Source organism: Rhizobium sp. R634 (assembly GCF_002211305.1).
Taxonomy (GTDB): Bacteria; Pseudomonadota; Alphaproteobacteria; order Rhizobiales; family Rhizobiaceae; genus Rhizobium.
Genome location: NZ_LOKW01000023.1, coordinates 187,574 through 211,016, shown reverse-complemented (window position 1 = coordinate 211,016; position 23,443 = coordinate 187,574). Strand labels below are relative to the sequence as shown.

Annotated in this window: 23 protein-coding genes and 1 pseudogene; 10 read left to right on the top strand and 14 right to left on the bottom strand. The window is 59.7% G+C overall.

What is annotated here, in order from left to right; translation table 11 throughout:
• The first annotated feature begins 132 nt into the window (after positions 1–132).
• Positions 133–921, top strand: coding sequence for a carbon monoxide dehydrogenase subunit G (locus ATY77_RS18980; RefSeq protein WP_088688553.1), 789 nt, complete (start codon positions 133–135; stop codon positions 919–921).
• A gap of 81 nt (positions 922–1,002) precedes the next feature.
• Here ATY77_RS18980 and ATY77_RS18975 read toward each other — a convergent pair whose 3' ends face one another.
• Genes ATY77_RS18975 through ATY77_RS18960 form a run of 4 tightly spaced genes read right to left on the bottom strand, consistent with a single transcriptional unit; the run spans position 1,003 to position 4,356 of the window.
• Positions 1,003–1,959 carry a branched-chain amino acid ABC transporter permease gene (locus ATY77_RS18975; RefSeq protein ID WP_088688609.1) on the bottom strand — a complete coding sequence of 319 codons (957 nt, stop codon included), beginning with the start codon at positions 1,957–1,959 and terminating at the stop codon, positions 1,003–1,005.
• A 17-nt stretch (positions 1,960–1,976) separates the two neighbouring features.
• Positions 1,977–2,864: a branched-chain amino acid ABC transporter permease gene (locus ATY77_RS18970; protein WP_088688552.1), complete on the bottom strand. Its 888-nt coding sequence runs from the start codon at positions 2,862–2,864 to the stop codon at positions 1,977–1,979.
• A 33-nt stretch (positions 2,865–2,897) separates the two neighbouring features.
• A complete protein-coding gene (locus ATY77_RS18965; protein ID WP_190237662.1) occupies positions 2,898–3,605 on the bottom strand; it encodes an ABC transporter ATP-binding protein in 708 nt (235 codons plus the stop codon).
• A complete protein-coding gene (locus tag ATY77_RS18960; protein ID WP_088688551.1) occupies positions 3,598–4,356 on the bottom strand; it encodes an ABC transporter ATP-binding protein in 759 nt (252 codons plus the stop codon). The genes ATY77_RS18965 and ATY77_RS18960 overlap by 8 nt, the downstream gene beginning before the upstream one ends.
• A 265-nt stretch (positions 4,357–4,621) precedes the next feature.
• On the opposite strand from ATY77_RS18960, the gene ATY77_RS18955 reads away from it, so the two are divergent.
• The 9 genes from ATY77_RS18955 to ATY77_RS18915 all read left to right on the top strand — a co-directional run bounded on the left by ATY77_RS18955 (position 4,622) and on the right by ATY77_RS18915 (position 13,840).
• Positions 4,622–5,830, top strand: coding sequence for an ABC transporter substrate-binding protein (locus tag ATY77_RS18955; protein WP_088688607.1), 1,209 nt, complete (start codon positions 4,622–4,624; stop codon positions 5,828–5,830).
• Positions 5,831–5,924: 94 nt separating this feature from the next.
• Complete coding sequence (locus ATY77_RS18950) at positions 5,925–6,692, top strand: enoyl-CoA hydratase-related protein (protein ID WP_088688550.1); 768 nt, start codon at positions 5,925–5,927, stop codon at positions 6,690–6,692.
• 66 nt (positions 6,693–6,758) lie between these two features.
• Positions 6,759–7,514, top strand: coding sequence for an SDR family oxidoreductase (locus ATY77_RS18945; RefSeq protein WP_088688549.1), 756 nt, complete (start codon positions 6,759–6,761; stop codon positions 7,512–7,514).
• A 23-nt stretch (positions 7,515–7,537) separates the two neighbouring features.
• Complete coding sequence (locus ATY77_RS18940; protein ID WP_088688548.1) at positions 7,538–9,067, top strand: class I adenylate-forming enzyme family protein; 1,530 nt, start codon at positions 7,538–7,540, stop codon at positions 9,065–9,067.
• 23 nt (positions 9,068–9,090) lie between these two features.
• Complete coding sequence (locus ATY77_RS18935) at positions 9,091–10,251, top strand: iron-containing alcohol dehydrogenase (RefSeq protein WP_088688547.1); 1,161 nt, start codon at positions 9,091–9,093, stop codon at positions 10,249–10,251.
• Positions 10,251–10,694, top strand: coding sequence for a thioesterase family protein (locus tag ATY77_RS18930; protein ID WP_088688546.1), 444 nt, complete (start codon positions 10,251–10,253; stop codon positions 10,692–10,694). Before ATY77_RS18935 ends, ATY77_RS18930 begins: the two co-directional genes overlap by 1 nt.
• Before the next feature lie 24 nt (positions 10,695–10,718).
• Positions 10,719–12,176, top strand: a complete 1,458-nt coding sequence (locus tag ATY77_RS18925; protein ID WP_088688545.1) for an NAD-dependent succinate-semialdehyde dehydrogenase — start codon at positions 10,719–10,721, stop codon at positions 12,174–12,176.
• 3 nt (positions 12,177–12,179) lie between these two features.
• Positions 12,180–12,764, top strand: a complete 585-nt coding sequence (locus tag ATY77_RS18920; RefSeq protein WP_088688544.1) for an adenylate kinase — start codon at positions 12,180–12,182, stop codon at positions 12,762–12,764.
• 44 nt (positions 12,765–12,808) lie between these two features.
• Entirely contained in the window at positions 12,809–13,840 is a 1,032-nt protein-coding gene (locus ATY77_RS18915; protein WP_245314371.1) for an XdhC family protein, read from the top strand.
• A 31-nt stretch (positions 13,841–13,871) separates the two neighbouring features.
• Here the strand turns inward: ATY77_RS18915 and ATY77_RS18910 are convergent.
• The 10 genes and pseudogenes from ATY77_RS18910 to ATY77_RS18865 all read right to left on the bottom strand — a co-directional run bounded on the left by ATY77_RS18910 (position 13,872) and on the right by ATY77_RS18865 (position 23,419).
• Positions 13,872–15,148, bottom strand: a pseudogene (locus ATY77_RS18910) (DUF3422 domain-containing protein).
• Between the two features lie 324 nt (positions 15,149–15,472).
• Positions 15,473–16,144, bottom strand: a complete 672-nt coding sequence (locus tag ATY77_RS18905) for an NAD(P)-dependent oxidoreductase (protein ID WP_088688543.1) — start codon at positions 16,142–16,144, stop codon at positions 15,473–15,475.
• 99 nt (positions 16,145–16,243) lie between these two features.
• A complete protein-coding gene (gene otnC, locus ATY77_RS18900) occupies positions 16,244–16,891 on the bottom strand; it encodes a 3-oxo-tetronate 4-phosphate decarboxylase (RefSeq protein WP_088688542.1) in 648 nt (215 codons plus the stop codon).
• Positions 16,888–18,162 (bottom strand): 3-oxo-tetronate kinase, encoded by a 1,275-nt coding sequence (gene otnK, locus ATY77_RS18895; RefSeq protein WP_088688541.1) that lies wholly within the window; start codon positions 18,160–18,162, stop codon positions 16,888–16,890. Before otnK ends, otnC begins: the two co-directional genes overlap by 4 nt.
• A gap of 3 nt (positions 18,163–18,165) precedes the next feature.
• On the bottom strand, positions 18,166–19,644 hold the full coding sequence (locus ATY77_RS18890; RefSeq protein WP_088688540.1) for an aldehyde dehydrogenase: 1,479 nt from the start codon (positions 19,642–19,644) through the stop codon (positions 18,166–18,168).
• Positions 19,645–19,658: 14 nt separating this feature from the next.
• A complete protein-coding gene (locus tag ATY77_RS18885) occupies positions 19,659–20,369 on the bottom strand; it encodes a haloacid dehalogenase type II (protein WP_004129810.1) in 711 nt (236 codons plus the stop codon).
• Positions 20,366–20,695: an antibiotic biosynthesis monooxygenase gene (locus tag ATY77_RS18880; RefSeq protein ID WP_088688539.1), complete on the bottom strand. Its 330-nt coding sequence runs from the start codon at positions 20,693–20,695 to the stop codon at positions 20,366–20,368. The genes ATY77_RS18885 and ATY77_RS18880 overlap by 4 nt, the downstream gene beginning before the upstream one ends.
• On the bottom strand, positions 20,692–21,807 hold the full coding sequence (locus ATY77_RS18875) for an isocitrate/isopropylmalate dehydrogenase family protein (RefSeq protein WP_088688538.1): 1,116 nt from the start codon (positions 21,805–21,807) through the stop codon (positions 20,692–20,694). The genes ATY77_RS18880 and ATY77_RS18875 overlap by 4 nt, the downstream gene beginning before the upstream one ends.
• A gap of 12 nt (positions 21,808–21,819) precedes the next feature.
• Positions 21,820–22,545: a GntR family transcriptional regulator gene (locus ATY77_RS18870; protein WP_245314370.1), complete on the bottom strand. Its 726-nt coding sequence runs from the start codon at positions 22,543–22,545 to the stop codon at positions 21,820–21,822.
• Between the two features lie 13 nt (positions 22,546–22,558).
• Positions 22,559–23,419: an NAD(P)-dependent oxidoreductase gene (locus tag ATY77_RS18865; protein ID WP_088688537.1), complete on the bottom strand. Its 861-nt coding sequence runs from the start codon at positions 23,417–23,419 to the stop codon at positions 22,559–22,561.
• Positions 23,420–23,443: the final 24 nt, after the last annotated feature.

Here is a 23,443-nt window from a genome sequence, read left to right as displayed (position 1 = left end):
CCTCCCGCATGGCGGTTCAATGCGAAGCTCGAATTATCACTTGCATTATTAGACTTAAGGTAGGAATGTCAAGCAATGTGATTTCGCCGTCCAAGGCGGCTACATCCAATTATCAGGTGAGGAGATGTACGCATGGAAATGTCAGGCCAGCAGTTAATTCCGGCGACGAGGGAAGACGTATGGGCCGCGCTCAACGATGCGGAGGTGCTCAGAGGTTGCATTCCAGGATGTCAGGAACTGACAAAGTCTTCGGACACGGAAATGACCGCCATTGCGGTTATGAAAGTCGGTCCGGTAAAAGCGCGCTTCCAAGGGGCGGTAACGCTCTCGGACCTTGATCCGCCTAACGGGTATAAGATTACGGGTGAGGGGCAGGGCGGCGTTGCGGGTTTTGCGAAGGGCGTCGCGACCGTGAAACTGGAACCGGCTGACAGCGGAACCGTGCTCATCTACACCGTTGATGCACAGATCGGTGGCAAGCTGTCGCAGCTTGGTGGCAGGCTGATTGATGTTACTGCAAAACAAATGGCGGGCCAATTCTTCAAACGGTTCGCGGAAGAGATCCAGGCGCGGCAGGACGCGGCTGTTGACCCAGGCAGGTTGACCCCGCCGAAATCCGAAGGTGTCTCCCAGAAGGACGAAAGGTCCATTACCAGAGATCGCGCGCGGATAGAGGCAGCATTTAGTCCCGGGCCGTCGCCTGCGGTTGCAGTCGCGCGCGCGGGTCCTTCGATGCCAATCCTAGCGTTTGTGGTGTTCGTGTCCGTGTTGGCTGCGTTGTGGGCGGTCTATGGCGGCCTGCTTCCCAGCCTTCTGCCGGCAGGTGATGACCGCGGTCGAATGTCTCCCGATCTGGCAAGCGCCGTGCAGTTGATAATGGCTGCGGCGATTGGCTACCTCTTTGGCGTCCGAGCTCGATAACAAGAACCGGACGTCTGGCACAAAAAGCCGGAACTATCGTTCCGGCTTTTTCATTTAACTTGCACAAGAAGACTTCATGTATCACTGGCTCCGGCGCTCGAGGAAGAGCTTGAGCTCGCCAAAAACGCCACGCCTGAACATCATTACGCAGATCACGAAAAACAGGCCGATGATGAAGGTGATAGGCAGGCCGCTGGTCGACAAGAAGTGCTCCAGGCCCACGACCAGGGTCGAACCCACGATCGGACCGATCAGCGTTCCCATGCCCCCAAGCAGCGTCATCAGAATGACTTCGCCAGACATGTGCCAGGTGACATCAACCAAAGAGGCAAGCTGGAAAGCGATCGCCTTCATCGACCCGGCAAGGCCCGACAGCGCAGCAGACAAGGTAAACGCGATGAGCTTGTAACGATCTGGCTTGAGGCCGAGCGAAGTCACGCGGGTTTCGTTTTCGCGGATTGCTGAAAGGGTGTGGCCGAAGGGCGAATTGACCGCCCGCCAGATGATCACGAGGCCGATGACCGTACCGCCGAGCACGGTGTAGTACATGGCCGTGATGTTTCGCAAGTCGATCATGCCGAGCAGGTTGCCGCGTGGCACAGCCTGAATGCCGTCCTCTCCGCCGGTAAACGGCATCTGCACGGCCATGAAATAGACGAGTTGTGCAAGGGCCAGCGTAATCATTGCAAAATAGATCCCGTGCCGCCGGATGGACAGCGCGCCGAACACGAGGCCAAGCACGGCCGCAAATGCGGTTCCGGAAAGCACGGCCAGTTCGAAGGGCAAGTGCCAGACTTTTGCGGCGTGAGCCGCGATATAGGCGCCGCCGCCGAAAAATGCCGCGTGGCCAAAGGAGAGTAAACCTGCGTAGCCGAGCGCCAGATTGAATGCCGCTGCGAAAAGCACGAAGCACAGAATCTTGATCAGGAATAGCGGATACGTCACCAGCGGGGCGATAAGCAGGATCGCAGCGACCGCGACCAAGACGAGAAAACATGTTGGTCTAGCAAATCCGCGTGCGGCAGCGGGACTGGACATAGTGGTGCCGTTCATCGTCACGCCTCGCGACTAAACAGGCCTGCCGGCCGGATGAGAATTACCAGCACCATGACCACGAAGACCGCGATCGAGGATGCTGCGGGATAGAAGGTCTTGGTGAGGCCCTCGATGATGCCGAGGCCGAGGGCCGTCACGATAGCGCCACCGATCGATCCCATGCCACCTATGACGACCACGGCGAAGACAACGATGATGATGCTTGAACCCATACCGGGGCTTACCTGATAAAGCGGCGCTGCAAGGGCGCCCGCAAAGCCGGCAAGGCCGACGCAGAAGGCGTAGGTCAGGGTGAGCATCAGGGGCACGTTGATCCCGAAAGCTTGAACCAGGGCCGGGTTCTCGGTGGCAGCCCGCAGGTAGGCGCCGAGCTTCGTGCGCTCGATGGCAAGCCATGTCAGGATGCAGATGACAAGCGAAACCACGATGACCCATGCGCGATACATCGGGAGAAACATGAAGCCGAGATTGATGCCGCCGGTCAACGCCGCAGGGACGGGATAGGGCTTGCCCGCCGCGCCGAAAACATGGCGGAACAGCCCTTCCAGCATCAGCGCGATGCCGAAGGTGAGGAGAAGGCTGTAGAGGTGATCCATCCGATAGAGCCGCTTCAGCAACAGTCGTTCGACGCCGACGCCGAAAATCCCGACCACGATCGGAGCGGCAATCAGAGTCCCCCAATATCCAAGCCCCAGGCGGGAAAAAAGATACCAGGCAGCGAAGCCGCCAAGCATATAGAACGCACCGTGTGCAAAGTTGATCACGTTGAGCATGCCGAAAATGATCGCGAGACCGAGGCTCAATAGCGCGTAGAACGAGCCGTTGATCAAGCCAAGCAGCAATTGGCCGAGAAGGACGGGCAGCGGCACCCCGAGAAAATCAGTCATCGGATTTTACCTGTTGAATGAAGCGTGTCACCGTCAAACCCCGAGATACCGGTTGAGCCGGTCCATGTTGGCGTCAAGCGCGCTATTGGAGATTTCGTCGACGACCTTGCCCTGATCGAGCACGAAGTGGCGATCGGCAACCGATGCTGCGAAGCGCAGATTCTGTTCGACCAGAATGATCGTCATGCCGCGGTCCTTGAGAATGCGCAACGCGGCGCCGATCTCCTCGATGATCACGGGGGCAATGCCTTCCGTCGGTTCGTCGAGAAGGATGAAATCGGCTCCGGTGCGCAAAATTCGGCCGATCGCCAGCATCTGCTGCTCGCCGCCTGAAAGACGCGTTCCGGGCGTGTTGTCGCGCCCCTTCAGATTCGGAAAGAGGGTGTAGATCTCCTCCACGCTCATACCGCCCGATTGCCAGGCGGGCGGAAACATGAGGTTTTCGATGACGTTTAATCTCGAGAAGATTCCGCGTTCCTCCGGCACGTAGCCGATGCCAAGACGAGCGACTTTGTGGGCCGCTACCTTCAGGAGGTCGGTGCCCTTATAGGTGCTCGCGCCGGTCCGTTTGCCGACAACGCCGATCAGGCTTCGCAGCGTAGTCGTCTTGCCGGCACCATTGCGGCCGATCAGAGTGACGACTTCGCCTCTTCTGACATTGAAGTTAACGCCGTGCAGAACATGACTCTCGCCATACCAGGCTTCGAGATTGCTGACGTTCAAGAGTGCAGGATCAGCCATGGGCGCCTCCCATATAGGCTTTGCGAACTTCGGCGTTGGTCGAAACCTCTGAATAGGTTCCCTCCGCAATCACCTCACCACGGCGGAGCACCGTGATCGTGTCGGATAGATCCGCGACGACGCCGAGGTTGTGCTCGACCATCAGTACGGTACGGCTTTTGCCGACGCGTCGGATCAGCGATGCCGTTTTGCCAATGTCTTCCGTGCCCATGCCGGCCATCGGTTCGTCGAGCAGCAAAACTTCCGGTTCCAGCGCGAGTGTGGTTGCCAGTTCAAGGGCGCGCTTGCGTCCGTAGGACAATTCGCTCGCCTTCGTTCGCGCCTTCTCGGCAAGACCGACGCTTTCGAGAAGGGAGAGCGCCTCCTCGTCGAAGCGCTTCAGACACCGGTTGGACTTCCAGAATGAGAAAGTCTCACGCTCGCGGGCCTGAAGCGCCACCCGCACATTTTCGTGCGCGCTCAGGTGCGGAAACACCGACGAGATCTGGAACGAGCGAACGAGGCCAAGCCGCGCGATGTCGGCAGGCGCCATGTCAGTAATGTCGCGGCCCTTGAAGAAAATTTGCCCCGAACTCGGGGAAAGAAACTTGGTCAACAAGTTGAACAGCGTGCTCTTCCCGGCGCCGTTGGGGCCGATCAGCGCGTGGATCTGTCCCGGCCAGATCCGGATATCGACGTTGTTCACGGCGACGAAGCCGCCGAACGAGCGCGTCAAATTGCGCGCCTCGATTATGGGTGCGTTCTCCGGCACGGATCCTCCCTATCTGCTCGATTTCCTCCAGTGGCGTCAGACGATGACTGCCACGCACCTCTCCTCGCGAAAGGCAGTTTTAGAAAAACACACAAAGTCTAATAATGCAAGCTTGCACAACTGTGAAAATTCTGTCTATCTTACTCCTCGAAGCCCACAATGGCGCATCATATATCGGCGTCTGGCTTACAGTAAGTATGATAGAGCAAGTTTATTGTTGGCGCTCGCGGAGGAGCTGCAGCGCCGGATCTGGGAGGATGGAATGTTGAAACGTCTACGAATTTTGCTGTCTTGCGCCGGGGCTATCGGCGCTATGTGCGTACAGGTCCAGGCCCAGGATTCAGGGCCGATCCGGATCGGCGTCCTGACCGACGTTAGCGGCCAGTTCTCGCACGAGGCCGGCGAGGGGGCGATTGCCGCCGTCAAGATGGCGGTCGAGGATTTTGGTGGCAAGGTCCTCGACCGTCCGCTGGAAGTCGTCGTCGCGGACCATCAGAATAAGCCGGAGGTGGCGGTGGCCACGGCCCGCGAATGGTATGGCTCGCAGGGCGTGACGATGATCAACAACCTGATCAATTCGGGCATAGCTCTGGCTGTCACGCAGGTTGCCAAGGACGAGGACAAGATCGCCATCGTCAACGGCTCCGGTTCGTCACGCCTGACGAACGACGGCTGCACGCCGAACAGCATCCACTACTCATATGATACTTATGCGCTCGCCAACGGCACCGCCAACGAACTGATCCGGGAAGGCAAGAAGAACTGGTACTTCCTGACTGCCGACTACGCCTTCGGCCATGCGCTCGAGGCGGATGCAACCCAGATCGTCAAGGCAAACGGGGGAACCGTTTCCGGCGCCGTCCGCTATCCGATCGAGACTGCCGACCACAGTGCCTTCATGCTGCAGGCGCAGGCATCGCCTGCCGATGTCGTCGCTATGGCCGGTTCCGGTACGACCTTCGTGAATGCGGTCAAATCCGCCGCCGAATTCGGGCTTGCCTCGTCGGGCAAGACGGTTGCCGGCCTGCTTGTCTGGGATACGGACGTCCATTCCCTCGGGCTCGAAACGGCGCAGGGCATGATCCTGACGAATGCCTTCTACTGGGATCGCGACGACGAGACCCGGGCTTTCGCCAAGAAGTTCGAGGCGCGCGTCGGTCGTCCGCCGCATATGGGCGACGCAGGAGACTACTCCTCGACCATGCACTACCTGCAGGCCGTCAAGGCCGCCGGCACGACGGACACCAAGAAGGTTATGGCTAGTATGAAGGAGACGCCGATCAACGACTTCTTCGCAAAGGGCGGCAAGATCCGCGAGGACGGCCGGATGGTGCATGACATGTACGTTTACCAGGTAAAGACGCCGGCCGAATCCAAGAGCGAATGGGACCTGTTGAAGCTTGTCACGACCATTCCCGGCGACAAGGCGTTCCGCCCGCTTTCCGAGAGCCAATGCCCTCTGGTCAAGAAGTGAACGAAATGGAGTACCCGGCTTTCTTGCGCCGGGCACTCCCACCGCGATCGCATGGGCCACTAGTCCGGGGTCAGCAGGGAAGAGAAGAGCAGAAATGAGTGATATTCTGGTGGAGAAATCCGACGGTATAGCCACCGTCACACTGAATCGGCCCATGCAGCGCAACGCTGTGACCTATTCGATGTGGTGCGAGCTTGCGGAGCTATTTCGTCAGTTCGACGGTGATACGGATATTCGCGCTATTCTGTTGATGGGTGCGGGAAGCGATTTTTCTGCCGGCGCTGATATCAGCGAATTCGAGACGGTCCGGGGGGGAGTGGAGGAAAGCACACGCTACGAGGTCGCCGTCGATGCGGCGGGTGACGCCATCTACGAGGTCTCCAAGCCCACGGTTGCGGTTGTGCGCGGTTATTGCCTGGGTGGTGCTGCTCATCTTGCCATGTCCTGCGATTTTCGGATCGCGGAAGAGAGTGCCACCTTCGGCATTCCCGCCGCCCGCCTGTCGATCGTCTATGGCGTCTCCGCGACCCGCAAACTGTTTTCGCTCGTCGGCGTCAGCGAGGCAAAACGAATTCTTTACTCGGCAAGTCGATTCACTGCGCGCGACGCGCTTGCCACCGGTTTCATCGACGAGCTTGCATCGGATGCGCACGCGGCTGCTCTGGAACGCGCCAATGCCATGGCATCCAACGCTCCCCTGACGATCAGGGGTGCCAAGTTCATCCTCAACGGCTGTGCCCGGGGGGATCTCGACCTTGTCGAGGCGGAAACACTGATCGACAAGGCGAGTTCAAGTCACGACTACGCCGAAGGACGCAAGGCGTTCGGCGAGAAGCGCTCGCCGCGGTTTCTGGGCCGATAACGGTTTTCGGCCTCATTCACCAATTCGCTGCGAAGGCAGCAATTCAAGTATCAAGGAGACAATGCAATGGAGACCAATCTCAAGGGCAAGGTGGCGTTGGTCACGGGCGGTGGCCGGGATGTCGGAGGCGATATCGCACGCGCTCTCGCTGCCGAAGGCGCCGTCGTCGCGGTGAACTACAGCCGTTCCAGGGATGAAGCTGAGGCCGTTGTCACATCCATCGAGGCGGGCGGCGGAAAGGCGAAAGCCTACCAGGCTGACGTCAGCGACAATGCCCAGGTCAAGGCGATGATCGCCGCCGTCACGGCGGACTTTGGCACGGTCGACATTCTCGTCAACAATGCCGGTTACGTGAAGTACCAGCGGTTCGTTGACTCGACCCCGCAAGACTGGAAGCAGCAGATCGACGTGTGTCTCTACGGCGCGATCAATTGTTGCCATGAGGTGGCGCCGCTGATGATCGCGCAGAACTCCGGCCGCATCATCAATCTCGTAGGCGACAGCTCACGCATCGGCGAAGCCAACCTTGCACTTGCCGCCGCGGCGCGCGGCGGTACAATCGCGCTCGGCAAGTCGCTTGCCCGGGAATTTGGCCGCAACAACGTCACCGTCAACACGGTCTCGCTCGGCCTGATCGAGACCTCCCATTCGGACCCGGAATTCCTCGAGAAGAACCGGGAGAAGATCGTCAAGGCCTACCCGTTGCGCCGTATCGGCAGGCCCGACGATATCGCCCCAATGGTCACCTTCCTCGCTTCGGAGACATCGTCCTGGGTGACGGGCCAGGTGATCAGTGTCAACGGCGGCTTTTGCATGGTCTAACGGGAGGATTGGGAGGAGCCAAGATGATACGTTACGATTTGATCGCGCCCGTCGGCGAAATCCTTCGGCGAAATGCGCGCCTTTATCCTGAAAAAATGGCGTTCGAGGACAGGATGCGTTCGGTTTCCTATCCGCAGCTCGATGCGGAGACTGAAGCCCTGGCTTCCCACCTCGTCGCTCGTGGACTTCGGCAGGGGCAGGCCGTCGCAATATTCCTGCCGAATTCCGTCAACTGGGTGGTCGCCTGCCTCGCCGTCGTGCGCGCAGGCGGCATCTGCGTCCCGATAAGCATTGATTCCACCGAAGCCGAGCTCGCATACCGTATCACCGACGCCGGATGCGCGGTGCTGGTTGCCCTGCCGGAGAAACGGACGATGGCAGACGCGGTCTTGTCGCGGCTAGACAGGCCTGTCCTCGTGATCGATGCGGACCCGGCCTCCGGATTTTTAGGGGTGGAGCGGCCGCAGTCGTCCGGTTTCGAGGACGACCGCGATGTCGATCGGCCGGCCTATATCGTCTACACGTCGGGAACGACCGGGCAGCCCAAGGGCGTGCTTCTCTCGACACGATCCATGTTGTGGGTGACGGCCGCCTGCTGGGCGCCGATCGCGGGGATGGACGAGAACGACGTCGTCCTCAACACGCTCCCGCTCTATCATTCCTATGCGCTCAACATCGCGGTCCTCTCCATCATCGCGCTTGGCGCCAGCGAATACATCATGGAGAAATTCTCGACTACGCAGGCAACCGAACTGCTACGGTCGGGACGCTTCACGTTCATGCCCGGCGTGCCGACCGTCTTTCACTATTTCCTCTCCGCATGCCAAACAAACGGCGAGAAACTGCTGTCGTCGGTGAGGCTTTGCGTGTCGGCGGGTGCCATCCTTCCCGGCACGCTGAACAACGACTTCGAGGAATTCTTCGGGGTCGCGCTGCTCGACGGTTACGGCATTACCGAGACTTCCACGATGGTGACAATGAACTGGCCCGGCCGCTGGCGCGTGTCAGGTTCCTGCGGCCTGCCGCTTCCCGGCGTCACAGTCCGGCTGGTAGATCCTAAAACCGGCCTCGACGTTCCGGTCGGCAGCGAAGGCGAGCTGATCTGCAAGGGGCCGAACCTGATGCAGGGCTATCACAACAAACCACAGGAGACCCAGAAAGCCGTCGTCGATGGCTGGTATCGCACAGGCGATCTCGCCAAGGCCGATGCGAACGGTTTCCTGACGATCACCGGCCGCCTGAAGGAGTTAATCATTCGCGGCGGGCAGAACATCGCGCCAACCGAGGTCGAGGAGACGATCCTGCTTGATCAAGCCGTCATAGACTGCGCCGTCATCGGCATGCCGCATACGATGCTGGGCGAGGTTCCGGTGGCCTGTGTCGTTCTTAAGGATGCCGAGGCTTTCGATCAGGCAGCCCTCCTTACCCACTGCAAGAAGCGCCTGTCTGCCTACAAGGTTCCTGATCGCATCTACATCGTCGACGAAATACCGCGAACAGGATCCGGCAAGATCCTGCGCGTGAAGCTGCGCGACAGCCTGCCTGCCGCGTGAGGGAAGTGACAGAGGAGAATTGCATGAACCCTTTCATATTCACCACGACCCCGCAGATCGTTTTCCGGCCGGGTGCGGCCGCCGGGATCGGCGACATCGTCAAGAAGAAGCTGGGCGAGCGCATCCTGTTCGTGACCGACGCTGGTCTGCGCAGGCTAGGGCTTTGCGATCCGGCTCTGGCCTCGCTTTCAGGGTCGGGTATCGAGGTGACCGTGTTCGACAGCGTCGAAGCCGATCCGTCTCTTGCGACCGTGATGGCGGCATCGGACATGGCGAGGCCAGCGGGTGTTACCGGCATCATCGGTTTCGGCGGCGGGTCTTCGCTCGACGTTGCCAAGATCGTGGCTCTTCTCTGCGGATCGGGCGAGGATATCGACGAGGCCTGGGGTGTCGGCAACGCCAAGGGGCCTCGCCTGCCGCTGGTGCTTGTGCCGACCACTGCCGGGACCGGATCCGAGGTCACGTCGGTTTCGATCATCACCGTCGGCGGGGACGAGAAGCGCGGCGTATCGTCGCCGATCATCCTGCCCGATATCGCGATCCTCGATGCTGATCTGACGATCGGCCTTCCCGCCGATATCACGGCGGCTACCGGCATCGACGCCATGGTGCATGCGATCGAATCCTATGCCTCGAAAAGCGCCAACAACAATCCGCTGTCCAAGATGCTGGCGCGCCAGGCGCTTCAGCTGCTGGGCGCGAATATCGAGAAGGCCGTGTCCGACGGTCAAGACCGCGCCGCGCGCGGTGCGATGCTGCTTGGCTCGATGCTTGCCGGGCAGGCCTTCGCGAACTCCCCCGTCGCCGCCGTACATGCGCTGGCTTATCCGATCGGTGGGACCTTCCATATCCCCCATGGCCTATCCAACGCGCTGGTTCTTCCGCATGTTCTGCGGTTCAACGCACCTGATGCCGCATCGGTTTACGCGGAAATCGCCGCCGATGCATTTCCGGATCTTGTGTCAGAACGGGAGGATGAGGGGCGCTGCGCCGCCTTCATCGAGCGGCTTGCCGGACTGTCGGAAAAGCTCGGGCTTCAGTCACGGCTTCGCGACGTCGGCATCGGCGAGGAGCATCTTGCGGTCATGGCGCGCGACGCCATGAAGCAGACGCGCCTCCTCGTCAACAACCCCCGCGAGGTGAGCGAAAGGGATGCGCTCTCGATATACAGGGCGGCCTGGTAATGGCGAAGCGCGAAACTCCCTCACGACGCTCTGCCTACAAGGTGTTCCGCACGACCGGCCTACGCTGGTCGGACAACGACACCTACGGGCACATGAACAACGTGGTGCATTACACGCTCTTCGATACCGCGGTGAATGCCTTTCTCATCGAAAACGGCGTGCTCGACATCAAGGCTGGCACCGAGGTGTTTCTCGTCGTGGAGACGGGCTGCCGCTACCATGCCGAAATGACCTTTCCCGATCAGGTGACGGCAGGCATTCGGGTGGCGAGGCTAGGCAGTTCGTCGGTTCGCTACGAGATCGGCCTGTTCCGTAACGATGAAGGCGGGGCCGCAGCCGAAGGTTTTTTCATCCATGTCAACGTTGATCGCCTGTCGCGCCGACCGGTGCCGTTCGGCGACAAGGCCAGAGCGCTGCTTGAGCCGCTTCTGGTCGAAGCATGATTAAGTTCAAACAAGGATAACCCCATGGCAGTTCCCACCCTCAAGGATCCATTGCTGCTGCGCAGGCAGTGCTTCATCGGCGGAGAATGGCGCGACGCCGACGACGGCCGGGTGATTGATGTCACCAATCCTGCTGACGGTTCCGTCGTTGCAAGCGTTCCCCGAATGGGGGCCGGTGAAACGCGGCGGGCCATCGAGAGCGCCGAACAAGCACAGTCCGGTTGGAGGGAGCTTTCCGGAAAGCAACGTGCTGCCATCCTGCGGAAATGGTTCGATCTTCTGATCGAGAACCAGGACGACCTTGCCGCCATCATGACGGCCGAGCAGGGCAAGCCGCTTTTTGAGGCCAGGGGCGAGATCGCCTATGCGGCGTCCTACATTGAATGGTTCGGCGAAGAGGCCAAGCGTGTCTACGGCGACACCATTCCGGCTCCGACGCCCGACAAGCGCATTGTCGTCATCAAGCAGCCGATCGGAGTTTGCGCAGCGATCACACCCTGGAATTTCCCGGCAGCGATGATCACCCGGAAAGTCGGGCCAGGTCTGGCTGCAGGCTGCACCATGATCATCAAGCCGGCCAGCCAGACGCCGCTTTCGGCGCTTGCTCTCTGCGTTCTGGCGGAGCGTGCAGGCGTGCCGAAGGGCGTGCTTTCCTGCGTGACGGGGTCGGCCGGTGACATCGGCGCCGAACTGACGTCCAATCCAGCCGTTCGCAAGCTCAGCTTCACCGGTTCGACGGAAATCGGCAAGGTCCTGATGGTCCAGTGCGCGGCAACCGTGAAGAGGACCTCGATGGAGCTTGGTGGAAACGCGCCCTTCATCGTCTTCGACGACGCCGACGTGGGGGCCGCCGTCAAAGGCGCGATCGCCTCGAAATACCGCAATGCCGGCCAGACTTGTGTCTGCGCCAACCGTTTTCTCGTCCAGAGCGGCATATACGACACTTTCGTAGCCCGATTATCGGACGCCGTATCCCAATTGAGCGTCGGGGATGGATTTGCGTCCGGTGTACAGATCGGCCCGCTGATCGACGAGAAGGCGGTCGCAAAGGTCGAGGAGCTTGTTTCGGACGCCATCAGCCACGGCGGCAGAGTGGTGGCGGGCGGCGGCCGGCATGCGCTCGGCCACAGCTTCTATCAGCCGACAGTGATCGCCGACGTCTCGTCGAAATCCCAGATCTTCGGCGAGGAGATTTTCGGGCCGGTCGCGCCGATTTTCCGGTTTGAAACAGAAAGCGAAGCAATTGAGCTTGCCAACAAAACGCAATTCGGACTTGCCGCCTATTTTTACGGCCGTGACATTTCCAGGATTTGGCGAGTCGCCGAGGCGCTTGAGGCCGGCATCATCGGCATCAACGAAGGACTGATCTCGACCGAGGTCGCGCCGTTCGGTGGCGTGAAGGAAAGCGGAAATGGTCGCGAGGGGTCCAAGTACGGAATGGATGACTATCTTGAGATCAAATATCTGTGCATGGGAGTCTGAGGAATGACGAGACTTGTTTTCATTGGCCCGCCCGGCGCTGGGAAAGGGACGCAGGCGGAACGGCTTATACGGGAGCGAGGCTTGTTGCATATCTCGACCGGTGATCTGCTTCGCGACGCGATCAAGGCACAAAGCGCACTCGGCGTTCAGGCGAAAGCCGCCGTCGATTCGGGCAGGCTGGTGCCGGACGAGGTCGTCATAAGTCTCGTGGAAGAAGGCCTTGAAAATGCCGCCGGCCGGGCTGGCTACATCCTCGATGGTTTTCCGCGCACGGTCGCACAAGCAGGCGCACTAGAGGCACATCTTGCCGAGAAAAATCTGCCACTGGATCACGTGATGCTCTTTGATATTCCTCTCGAGCTGCTTGAAGCTCGCATCAGGACGCGGGCGGAGCAGTCACGGGAGGCTGGAGGAAGCAGCCGCTCGGATGACAATCCGGAAGTGTTAAAGCGAAGGGTAGAGGAGTTTATCAGCGCAACGGCGCAGTTGTCACCATTTTACGAGCAACGCGGACTTCTGCGCCGGATCGACGCAAGGCAGGACGTCGAGACGGTCGCTGCCGCCATCGCTTCGACCATAGGCGGGTGAGCGTCTCGTTAGGAGAGAAATGTGACCTATCGCTGGAGGAAGCCATGGCGGCGCGGGACCAGATGACGGACCCTGTCGTCCCCGCGATAGGCCTCTCGACAGACGAGCCTCTTGAAATTTTGCGTTATGCTCGCGCCTCGGTCGACGCGGGCATAGCGACCGCCCTGGTAACCTTGGTCGAGATCCACGGCGGCTCGGCACGCCCGCTCGGCTCTCAAATGGTCGTCAGGGCAGATGGACTCTATTGCGGCTTCGTTTCTGGCGGTTGTACAGAGAACGCCGTTGCAGCAGAAGCATTGGAGGCCTTGCAAAACGGGCATGATCGCTTCCTGCGGCTCGGCGAAGGGTCGCGGTTTTTTGATATTGTTCTTTCGTGCGGAGGAGGGATCAATCTCGCTATCCACCGGCTGCAGAGCGGCAAAGAATTGGAGGAGGTGATCGGCGAACTCGAGCTAAGGCGTGGAATAGCTCTCAGATATAGTCCCGCCTCCGAGAGACTATCCGTCGACCGTCGGTTCCGTGGTGTGTCGCAGTGGAATGGGGAAGATTTCGTCATCGCCTACCAACCGACCACCAGATTGCTCGTTTTTGGCCGTTCGATCGAAGCGACGGCAACGGCAGACGTCGCGCGCGCCGCCCACATCGACATTCATCTCGTCGACGGACAGATGACGGCCAGTTCTTTAGAGTCGTTGATCGATCCATTTACCGCGGTCGCATTGCTCTATCACGACCTTGACCGGGAGATACCGCACTTGCGGCTCGTGCTCGACAGCCGGGCCTTTTATATCGGAGCTTTGGGAAGTTTGCGCACACACGGTAGGCGGATCAAGGCTCTGGCCGACGACGGCTATAGCGAGGCCGATGTCGACCGGATCAAAGCTCCGATCGGAATTTTCGGCAAAGCTAAAAGTGCGTCTTCTCTGGCATTGTCGATTGTCGCAGACGTCGTGGCGGCGAGAATGTCTGCCAATCTTAGATTCAAAACGCAGTCCCCCAGCGAGCCATTACCTGAAGAAGAGATGACCGCCTCCGCTGAACCGCCTCGTGGAGATACTCAAGAGCTGCTTGATTGATCGAGCTTGTTGAGGCGAGGTTGCGCCGCCGCTAGCTCTCTGCTTTCAGCGCATGCTTGACGCGCAGAATGGTGATCACAACAGATCCCACAACGACCGGAACAGCGACGAGCATGATCATTGGATCGAAATGGAACCCAGCGTGGTCTGCCGTTTCATACACGAACTTCAGCAAGCTCAACAAATAGTAGCTGATTGCAATGATCGAAAAGCCTTCGACCGCGCGCTGGATCTTGACCTGCGTCGCGGCGCGATCAGCCATGGCCTGGATCTGTGTCGCGTTCTGGAATTCGATCTCGACCTGAATTCGGGTTTGCAACAAGTCGAGCAAGTGCATCGCAGCCCTCGATAGTTGCTCAAGCCTCAAGGCGGTCGCTTCGCAGGTACGCACCGCTGGCTTGAACCGCCGCTCCACGAAGGTACCGAAGCGTTGAAAGCCGACGACGTGCGTTTCCCGTAAAAGCGCGATCCTCTCCTCAACGATCTTGGCGTAGGCTGCGGTTGCGCCGAACCTGTTTCTGGTCTCGGCGGTGGCCGAGATGACATGGGATGAGAGAGCGGTAATCTCCTCGAGCAATTGCTTGTGCTGATGTGCGGGCGTACGAAGATTGCGATTGGTCAGCTGAACCAGCTCCGTGTCATATCCGCCGAGAAGCGGGGCGAGACGACGCGCTTCCGGCAATCCGAGAAGCGCCATGGATCTGTAGGTTTCGATCTCGAAGATGCGGCGTACCATGCGCCCCAGGCGGTGTGCGTTTAGATCCTTGTTGAACAGGATAATTCTACTTGAATTGTCCCCTCGAACACGAAAATCGGAGCAAACCTGCGCCGCGCCCCCACCGATCAATGAGGCGGCGGTATCACCGAAGTCGAAGGTTTCCAGCACCGGTCCCAGCTTGTCAGGAGGGTTCCCGAGGACAAGGATACTGACGTGACAAACGAGCAGCGGTGAGTTCAATCTGCGAGCTCGGCAAAGTCACTTTCAAGGAGGTCAGATTCCGGCCAGCCCCCTGGCTCGCTGTCAAGTTTCCGGACGCGCGTAACCGTCACGAATTCAGTGTGCCTTTCGACTCTAACCGAAATCGTGCCATCAGCTTTGAGACTGTCGTGGAACTCCTTGATCACACCGTCTCTGGGCATGAAAGCAACGTGCTCAACAATTGCCGGACCGTTGAAATAGATCGACGGTCGAGCGTGAAGCTCGGAGTTGAAGTCTGCCGTCTGCTGTTTGAAAGCAGTTGGACGAGAGATCTGTACACAAGGAGACGCCGTTGCCGACGCTGCTTCTTCCGCACCCTTCGAAATCACGTCTATGTTCCCCATTTTCAGAAGTGCAAACCGCGGCGAACCTTATGAAGCGAATGCAAGCAACTTGGAAGCCCGCCCGGATATGATAAATTTGCTGATCCGCGTTCGACCTTCTTTTGAAAGGTCACAGCAGCTTAAGAAGCTAGGAGACCCCCGCTGGTATGTCACGCCAGCTGTACTTCGGGCGATAACCTAGAACGTCTCGGGCCATTTGGCTTGAGACAAGACTGCCATGTTCAGCAAGTTGTCCTTGTAGCGGTACATTGGGATAATAAGCAGCCATAAGGGCACGTGTGGGCCGCGCCAACACGGTATCATCTGCTGCTATCGCGAGGTGATGAAAACCATTGAGGCTTGCGTTGAGCGCAAGCGAAATGGCCTGGGCACAGTCCGGCTGTCAACATAGGACCACAGGTTCCATTTTTGAAAGCCGGGATTATCTTCGCAAGCTTTCATTGCATCATATTGGTGGGGCTCTTTTACCCAAGAAAACCGCAGGCCGATCATTTTGAGCGCAGGATCCCAGCGGCAGAACTCGGCTGCGACGGATTCGTCTACAAGTTTGGAAAGCGCGTAGCTACTCTCAGGCTTCGAGGTCAGCTTGTCATCGGCCGGAAAATAGGCAGGTGGATCGTCAAACGGGACGCCCAGCAAGGTCTCACTGCTCGCAAAAACAATGTTCTTTATGCCCGCGATCTTTGCCGCTTGGAAAACATTGTAGCTGATGGCGGTATTGGTGTGAAATATGTGCGTGCTCGCAGCGACTTTCGCGCCTACTATCGCAGCAAGATGGACGATGCCATCAATCCCGGATTCGATATCGGCGACCGCATCAAGGACCTGGCCATAGTCCCGCATATCGACGCGCGCGAACGGGCACCTCATGTCGGATGACGGCACCTCGTCGATTCCGATGACCTCGTGCCCCTCTTCGAGAAGGCGTTCAATCGCCGCGCGCTCGATTCGTCCGCTGCTTCCAGTGACCAGAAGTTTCATGGCATTTCTCCTTTGACGGGCCGCTCAATGGCACGAACGAGAGTGCAGGTTACGGCACCCAGACCCGCTGGGTTCCTCCTGGTTCGTAACGCGCTCTTGTCACCTCGAGAGATTGATCAAGGTGGCCCTTTCCTCGGCGGTGAGCGGCCGGACCTCGTGGTTCTGCAAGAGCAAGAAGAGCTTCGCCGTTTCCTCCAACTCCTCTGTCGCGTACTGGGCGTCCTTTAGGGACTTGCCCGCGACGACAGGTCCATGGTTTGCCATCAACACCGCATGATGGTTCGCGGCGGCGGCTCCCACCGCCGCCGCCAGCGCTTCGTCTCCGGGAGGAAAATACGGCACGAGCGGCAGGAAACCGATACGCATGACATAGTAGGCGGTCAGGGGCGGCAGAACGTCGCGCTCGTTGACCTGCTTCAGCAAGCTGACGGCAACCGAATAGGTTGAATGCAGGTGGACGACGGCTCGGCGATTGTCCTTACCGCAATACATGCACTTGTGGAGGAACGCCTCCTTGGTGGGCTTGTCACCTCCGACATGCACGCCTTCCGCCGAAAAGCAGGACAGCCGTGCTGGATCGAGCACGCCCAGCGAAGCGTTGGTGGGCGTCATCAGAATGCGACCGTCCGACAGACGGACGCTGATGTTGCCGGTCGATCCTGCGGTCAGCCCGCGGTCGAAGAGCGAGCGGCCGACCTCGACCATCTCGTCGCGGACCTTCGTCTCTTCGGATATGGAGCATATCATCGGAGCCGGTCCCAAGCGTTCATGAAGAAGTCTCGTTCGCCGAAGTTGCCGGACTTCAACGCGAGCGACAGAGATCGCCCCTGGCTCGTTGCGTGTACCCACGGCACTCCGGGGGCGATTTCGTTGCCAATCGAGAGCTGGTCGACGCCTAGCGACTTCACCACCGCTCCCGACGTCTCGCCGCCAGCGACGATGAGATCGCTCACACCCTTCTCGACGAGCCTTCGCGCGATTGAGGAGAGGGCGGCCTCGACCATCTCGCCGGACTGCGCGGCGCCCAGCTTGCGTTGGTTTTCCTTCACCTCGTCGGGCAGAGCCGTCGCATAGATGAGAACAGGCTTGCGGCTCAGACGGGACGAGGCCCACTCGACGGCCTCGCCGACGACATCGCCGCCGTCCGCCAGCTTCGAGAGGTCGACGCGGAAACCCTCGTGGTCTGCGAGCATCGCCTCTACCTGTCCGTTGGTTGCGACCGAGCAGCTACCGGAGACGACGGCTCTGTAGCCTTCGTCCAAGTCAGTCGTAACGGCAGCGTCGCGGCTGTTCCCGCCGGCAAGAAGAACACGAGCCAGCCCATATGCCAGGCCCGACGCACCGGTGAACAGCACGAAATCCTTGAATGCCTGGGCAATCTCGACAAGGTCCTCGTCAGCCAGGGCGTCGATGACGACAATACGCGTGCCGTCGCCGTGGATGGGGGCGGCCCATTCGGCGATGGCGGACGCCCCTTGCTTCACCGTCTCGTAATAGCATCCGGTGATTTCGGCCCGCGACTGCGCCCCGAGCACCCGCAGCAGGTTCGCGTCTGTCATCGGCGTCAACGGATGATTGCGCATGCCGGACTCGTCCAGCGGCACGTCGCCGACGAACAGGTTGCCCTTGTAAACCGTCCGGCCGTTGGCAGGGAAGGCGGGGCAGGCGATCGTTATGGATTGGCCGAGCTCCGCAAGCATCGCGTCGGCGACCGGGCCGATGTTGCCCTTCGCCGTGGAATCGAACGTCGAGCAGTACTTGAAGTAGTACTTCTGCGCGCCACGGCCACGCAGCCATCGCAGTGCGGCCAAGGACTCCTCGACCGCCATTTGCGGAGGTGCCGTTCGAGTCTTGAGGGCGACAACGATTACGTCGGCGTCAATGTCTCTGTCGTCTTCAGGAACGCCGATCAGCACCGTCGTTTTGAGGCCGGCGCGCGCGAAGATGTTCGCGACGTCAGTCGCTCCCGTGAAATCGTCGGCCGCGCAGCCGACCAGCAACTTTCCGGCGGCCACCATGGATCACCTCATGATGAAGGGGTTGGCGACGTCTTCAGCGGTCGAGATCATCACGCTCTTCGTCTGCATGTAGTTCTGGATCGAGGCGATGCCATTCTCGCGACCGATGCCGGAGTGCTTGTAGCCTCCAAGCGGCGACATATAGCTGATGACGCGGTAGGTATTGACCCAGATGGTGCCAGCCTGGATGGCGGCCGAAACCTTCAGGATACGACGCATGTCCTGGGTCCAGAAGCCCGCGGCCAGCCCGTAATTGGTGTCATTGGCAATATGCACGGCTTCCTCATCGCTGTCGAAGGGGATGACCGCCAGAACCGGGCCGAAGACCTCCTCCTGCGCGATGCGCATGTCGTTTCGGACCCCGGAGAAAATCGTAGGTTCGACGAACCAGCCCCTGGAGAGCTCGGCATTGTCCGGCCGCCCCCCACCGAGAACGCATTCGGCGCCTTCGCCTTTTGCGATGTTGATATAGCCGAGGATCTTCTCGAGTTGCGGCGGCGTCGTCACGGGGCCAACCTGCGTCGACGTCAAGAGCGGATCGCCCATTCTCGCCGTTTTTGCGAGGTTGACGATCTTCTCGAGAAACTGGTCGTGGATCTTTCGCTGCACGAGCAATCGTGAGCCCGCAATACATGTCTGTCCGGTGGCAGCGAAGATGCCGGAGATCACCCCGTTGACGGCATTGTCGATCTCCGCATCGTCGAAGACGATGTGCGGGCTCTTGCCGCCGAGTTCAAGCGTAACCTTCTTGAAGTTGCGCGCTGCAAGCTCGCCGATCTTGCGCCCGGTGCCTTCACTTCCCGTGAAAGCGATCTTGGCGACGTACCTGTGGGTCGTCAGCGTCTCGCCGACATCTGCGCCGAACCCCGTGACGACGTTGAAGACGCCCGCGGGAAAGCCAGCCTGCTCGACGAGCTTTGCGAACTCAAGGGTCGAAGCAGACGTGAACTCCGAGGGCTTTGCCACGAATGTGTTCCCTGCGGCGAGTGCCGGTGCCAGCTTGTAGGCGAGCAGCAGGAGAGGGGAGTTCCACGGCGTAATCCCGACGCAGACGCCGAGCGGCTCATTACGAGTGAAGTTGAAGGTGTCCGCCTTATCGATCGGGATGACCGCTCCTTCGATCTTGTCCGCCAGCCCGCCGAAGTAGTAGTACCACTGCGGGATGTATTTGAGCTGAAACAGCATCTCGTTGATGAGCTTGCCGTTGTCCGTAACCTCGATCGTCGCGAGATGCTCCGCATTCTCGGCGATCAGGTCACCAAGACGCCGAAGAAGGTGTCCGCGGGCGCTCGCGGTGAGCTTCGGCCACGGACCGCTCGTGAAGGCGCGGTGCGCAGCCTCGACTGCTCGTTCCGCATCTTCCCTGCCGCCCTTCGGAATAGCAGCCCAGGTCTGCCCGTTGAAAGGGTTCTTCGTCTCGAACGTATCTCCGTTGGCAGCGTCTTCCCACTTGCCGTCGATGAACATCATGTATGTCTGCATTGTCTTTCTCTCTTCTAGCATCCGAGTTGTCGGGCGAGGTCTTCGAGATCGTCGGCGACGTAATCCCAGCGCTGCTCGGCTGTGAGGTCGGTCGTCTGGCCCTCGCCGTATTCGGTGGGTCGTGCGATGAATGCGGTTTTAAGGCCAAGGCTGCGCGCGGCGGCAAGATCGTAGTTGTGGGCAGCGCACATCATGACGGCCCCGGGCTCCAGATAAAGGAGTTTGCAGACCCCGAGGTAGGTCTCAGGATCGGGCTTGTAGTGCTGGAAAAGCTCGCAGGAGAACACGTTGTCCCACGGCAAGTCGGCATGCTTTGCCATATTGACGAGAATCGCGACATTGGCGTTGGACAGAGGGCCGATGATAAACTTCGACTTCAGCCGGTGTAGCCCGCGCGATGTGTCGGGCCAGCCGTCCAGGCGATGCCAGACCTTGTTGACGTGCATCATCCGGTCGTGGTCTAGTTCGGCCAGCCCCATCTCTGCGAACACTGCCTTCAAGGCATCGAAGTGAAGTTCGTCCAGGTTCGTCCACGGCAACTCGCCGCTGCGCACCCGCGCTTTCTGGGGATTGTAATGGTCTCGCCAGCGGTCGACGAGACCGGTCCAGTCGATCTGCAGGCCCTCCGCCGCGCCCCAGGCGGTGAGATCGCGGATGATCGAACCCCGCCAGTCGACGACAGTGCCGAACGTGTCGAAGACAATCGCCTTGACGCTGCTGGTCATCTCGCGCCCTCCTGCTTGTGGGACGAAATACGCTCGAACGTTTCCACTCGCTTTTCGGCCACCCAATCTCGAACCATCGCATCAAAGCTCGTGAAGTGCGGCGTCTTCAGGTGGAAGTCGAAATCGGCTCTTGAGCCATAGACTTCATAGAGGTAGATTCGCTCGGGCCGCTCAGGATCGCGGCAGACATCGAACACTTCGCAGTTCGGTTCGTCGCGCAGCGACGTCGCCGCATTCTCAATTATCGCCGCATCGAAATTATCGGCGAACTGGTTTCGCACGACGAACTCTACGACCACGACAAAGCCTGTGGATGCCGAACTCATGCGACCTCCTTGCGGACGGCACCCAGAGCGCCGATCACGCTGCGCGTCATCTCCGCGCAATTGGCGCTTCCGCCATACTCCATTGGAACCGCGATCTTGGTCGACAAGGTGTGCTCGACCGCGGCCTCGATCAGCCCGGCGGCGTCAGCAAGCCGCTGATCCCCGTGCTTCACCGCCAGCCAGTCGAGCATCATCGCTCCCGACAGGAACATTGCGCCCGGATTGGCGACGCCCTTGCCCGCGATATCGGGAGCGGTCCCGTGTGCCGGCTGGAAGAGGCCGTGCGTATCGCCGATGTCCGCCGAAGGGGCCATACCCATGCCGCCGATCAGACCGGCCGCAAGGTCGGAAAGGATGTCGCCAAACATGTTCTCGGTCACCAGCACGTCAAGCGTCCAAGGCTTCTTCACCATGTTGAGCGCCAGCGCGTCGACATAGGCATAGTCCTTCTGCAACTCGGGGTGCTTGGCGGCGATCTCATCGAAAACCTTCCGGAAGAAAGCCATCGAACTGAAGACATTCGCCTTGTCGACGCAGGTCACCGTGCCGGCCTTGCCGCGACGTTTGCGCTGGGCGGCCAGCTGGAAAGCGAATTCGGTAACGCGCTCGGTGCCGGCCCGCGTGATCTGCATCGTGTCGTAGGCCTCTTGGTCGTTTAGCACTTCGCCACGGCCACGCGCATAAAACAGTCCTTCTGTCTGCTCGCGGACCAACACGAAGTCGATTCCTTCGGCGCGAGGATCGGACAGCACTTTCGGAAGGCCGGGAAACCACCGGATCGGACGGACACCTGCAAACAGGCCGAACTCCATGCGCAGGTCGAGCTGCGGAATGATTTCCGTCCCGTCCGGGAAGCGGATGTCGGGCCAGCCCATCGCGCCGAAGAGGATTGCGTCGGATGTCTGGCAGGCCTCGAGCGCGGCGGCGGGCAGGGCCTCGCCGGTCTCCGCGTAGTGCTGGGCACCGGCCTGATGCGTCTCGAACACGAGCGGTGGCGCGCCCGCCTGGCTGACGGCGGCGTCGATCAATTCCAGGCAGGCAGGCATGACTTCCCTGCCGATCCCGTCGCCGGGAAGGACTGCGATCTTGAGAGTGTTGTTCAACGATAACATTTGAAACCTGTCCTAGAGGTGGTTGAGGCCGAGGCGCTCGAGAAGGTCGAGCAGTTCCTTGCCTGCCCGCTCGCGGTGCGCCTTGTGAATGTTTCTTGCTTTTTCGCGGTCGCCTTCGCGGATTGCTTGCACGAGTTCCGCATGTTCGCGGGTTGAGTTAACCGGCTTGGGACGCATCTTCAGCGTCACCATCCTGACGCGATGTGCGCGGTCGATGAAATTGAGGACGACCGACTTGAGCATCTGGTTGCCGCCAAGTTCGAGCAGTTGCTCATGAAATCTCGCGTCCGCCTGCGCCCAGCGCTCCAAATTATCTTGCGAAAGCGCATGGTCCATATCGGCTGTCGCCTTCTCGAGACCCCGGAGTTGATCCTCGGAAAGCTGGCGGCTGGCGGCAAGCTCTGCAGCCGTACTCTCCAGCGACGTCAGGATTTCGTAAATTTCCTTCATGTCAGAAATAGAAATCGGCAGCACCCGCATTCCGTGCCTCGGGATCACCGAGACAAGTCCGTCCTGCTGGAGGCGCATGAGCGCCTCCCTTACGGGCGTCCGGCTCATCCCCAACTGGGACGCGACTTCCTGTTCGGTCGCCTGGTAACCGGGCGCCCACTTGTTATCCAGGATGAGCTGGCGCAACCGAAGGTGCGCTGTCGCGGTCATTGTTTTCGCGAAGGCGTCCTCTTTGATCTCTGAGACCGGTGCTGTCTGTTTCCTGGTCGGCATTTTCTTTCCCTTCAAGCTGGCTGACTTCTCAGGAGCCTACATATTTTCGCCAGCTATGTTCAGGCTGGTATCCGAGAACGCTCTTTGCTTTGTCGATGGACAGCAAGGTTTCGTTCTTCCCGATCTGCTTTTTGAACGGGACCCCCGGATACCACCTCCTGACGAGTTCCTCGTTGGAGGTGGTCATGACCCCATCGTCGTTTGCGATGATGAACACCTCGGCACCTTTGCCGCTCCACTCGAGCGAGCGACGGATCGCCTGTGCCCCGTCGCGGGCGTCGATATAGGTCCAAAGGTTGAAGCGTCTGCTGCCCGGGTTCTGCTCGAAGGCCGGGAAGTCCGCATACTCGCTCTCGTCCATAACGTTGGAGAAGCGTAGGCAAACGATCTTGAGCTCGCTGTCCCAGCGGCAATACTGCTTTGCCATCTCCTCGCCGAGATGCTTCGAGAGGGAATAGGAGGTTTCCGGGCGCGACTGATAATTCTCGTCCGCCGGCAGGTAGTCAGGCTTGATCTCGTAAGGAATGCCGAGCAGGGTCTCGCTGGACGCCCACACGATGTTCTTGATGCCAAGCAAGCGGCATGACTCGAAAACATTGAACGTCGAGATGGTGTTGACCCGGAAAACATCCGCAGGAGCAACGCGCCCCGGCATAGGCACAGCGGCCAGATGGACGACGGCTTCAGTGTTGCGATTGTGGTCCCAATCAAAGCCACTGATCGCCTCGATCGTGGCGCGCATATCCTCGAAATCGACCTTGACGAAGGGGCAGAGGTTTTCTGGCGGAGCGATCGCATCCGCGTTGATGACGTCGTGGCCGCTCTCAACCAGATGCTTGATCGTGGCTCTACCCAGTTTGCCGCTGCCGCCTGTTACTAAAACTCTCATATCGTAATACCTCCGTAGAACCTT

Bases quoted from the DNA above. Each gene is read 5' to 3' on its own strand.
- ATY77_RS18885 (WP_004129810.1), bottom strand. From the start codon at position 20,369: ATGACCAGCAGCGTCAAGGCGATTGTCTTCGACACGTTCGGCACTGTC.
- ATY77_RS18970 (WP_088688552.1), bottom strand. From the start codon at position 2,864: ATGACTGATTTTCTCGGGGTGCCGCTGCCCGTCCTTCTCGGCCAATTG.
- ATY77_RS18980 (WP_088688553.1), top strand. From the start codon at position 133: ATGGAAATGTCAGGCCAGCAGTTAATTCCGGCGACGAGGGAAGACGTA.
- ATY77_RS18945 (WP_088688549.1), top strand. From the start codon at position 6,759: ATGGAGACCAATCTCAAGGGCAAGGTGGCGTTGGTCACGGGCGGTGGC.
- ATY77_RS18915 (WP_245314371.1), top strand. From the start codon at position 12,809: ATGGCGGCGCGGGACCAGATGACGGACCCTGTCGTCCCCGCGATAGGC.
- otnK (WP_088688541.1), bottom strand. From the start codon at position 18,162: ATGGTGGCCGCCGGAAAGTTGCTGGTCGGCTGCGCGGCCGACGATTTC.
- ATY77_RS18975 (WP_088688609.1), bottom strand. From the start codon at position 1,959: ATGTCCAGTCCCGCTGCCGCACGCGGATTTGCTAGACCAACATGTTTT.
- ATY77_RS18875 (WP_088688538.1), bottom strand. From the start codon at position 21,807: ATGTTATCGTTGAACAACACTCTCAAGATCGCAGTCCTTCCCGGCGAC.
- ATY77_RS18880 (WP_088688539.1), bottom strand. From the start codon at position 20,695: ATGAGTTCGGCATCCACAGGCTTTGTCGTGGTCGTAGAGTTCGTCGTG.
- ATY77_RS18950 (WP_088688550.1), top strand. From the start codon at position 5,925: ATGAGTGATATTCTGGTGGAGAAATCCGACGGTATAGCCACCGTCACA.
- ATY77_RS18965 (WP_190237662.1), bottom strand. From the start codon at position 3,605: ATGGCTGATCCTGCACTCTTGAACGTCAGCAATCTCGAAGCCTGGTAT.
- ATY77_RS18890 (WP_088688540.1), bottom strand. From the start codon at position 19,644: ATGCAGACATACATGATGTTCATCGACGGCAAGTGGGAAGACGCTGCC.
- ATY77_RS18930 (WP_088688546.1), top strand. From the start codon at position 10,251: ATGGCGAAGCGCGAAACTCCCTCACGACGCTCTGCCTACAAGGTGTTC.
- ATY77_RS18935 (WP_088688547.1), top strand. From the start codon at position 9,091: ATGAACCCTTTCATATTCACCACGACCCCGCAGATCGTTTTCCGGCCG.
- ATY77_RS18920 (WP_088688544.1), top strand. From the start codon at position 12,180: ATGACGAGACTTGTTTTCATTGGCCCGCCCGGCGCTGGGAAAGGGACG.
- ATY77_RS18940 (WP_088688548.1), top strand. From the start codon at position 7,538: ATGATACGTTACGATTTGATCGCGCCCGTCGGCGAAATCCTTCGGCGA.
- ATY77_RS18865 (WP_088688537.1), bottom strand. From the start codon at position 23,419: ATGAGAGTTTTAGTAACAGGCGGCAGCGGCAAACTGGGTAGAGCCACG.
- ATY77_RS18925 (WP_088688545.1), top strand. From the start codon at position 10,719: ATGGCAGTTCCCACCCTCAAGGATCCATTGCTGCTGCGCAGGCAGTGC.
- otnC (WP_088688542.1), bottom strand. From the start codon at position 16,891: ATGATATGCTCCATATCCGAAGAGACGAAGGTCCGCGACGAGATGGTC.
- ATY77_RS18905 (WP_088688543.1), bottom strand. From the start codon at position 16,144: ATGAAACTTCTGGTCACTGGAAGCAGCGGACGAATCGAGCGCGCGGCG.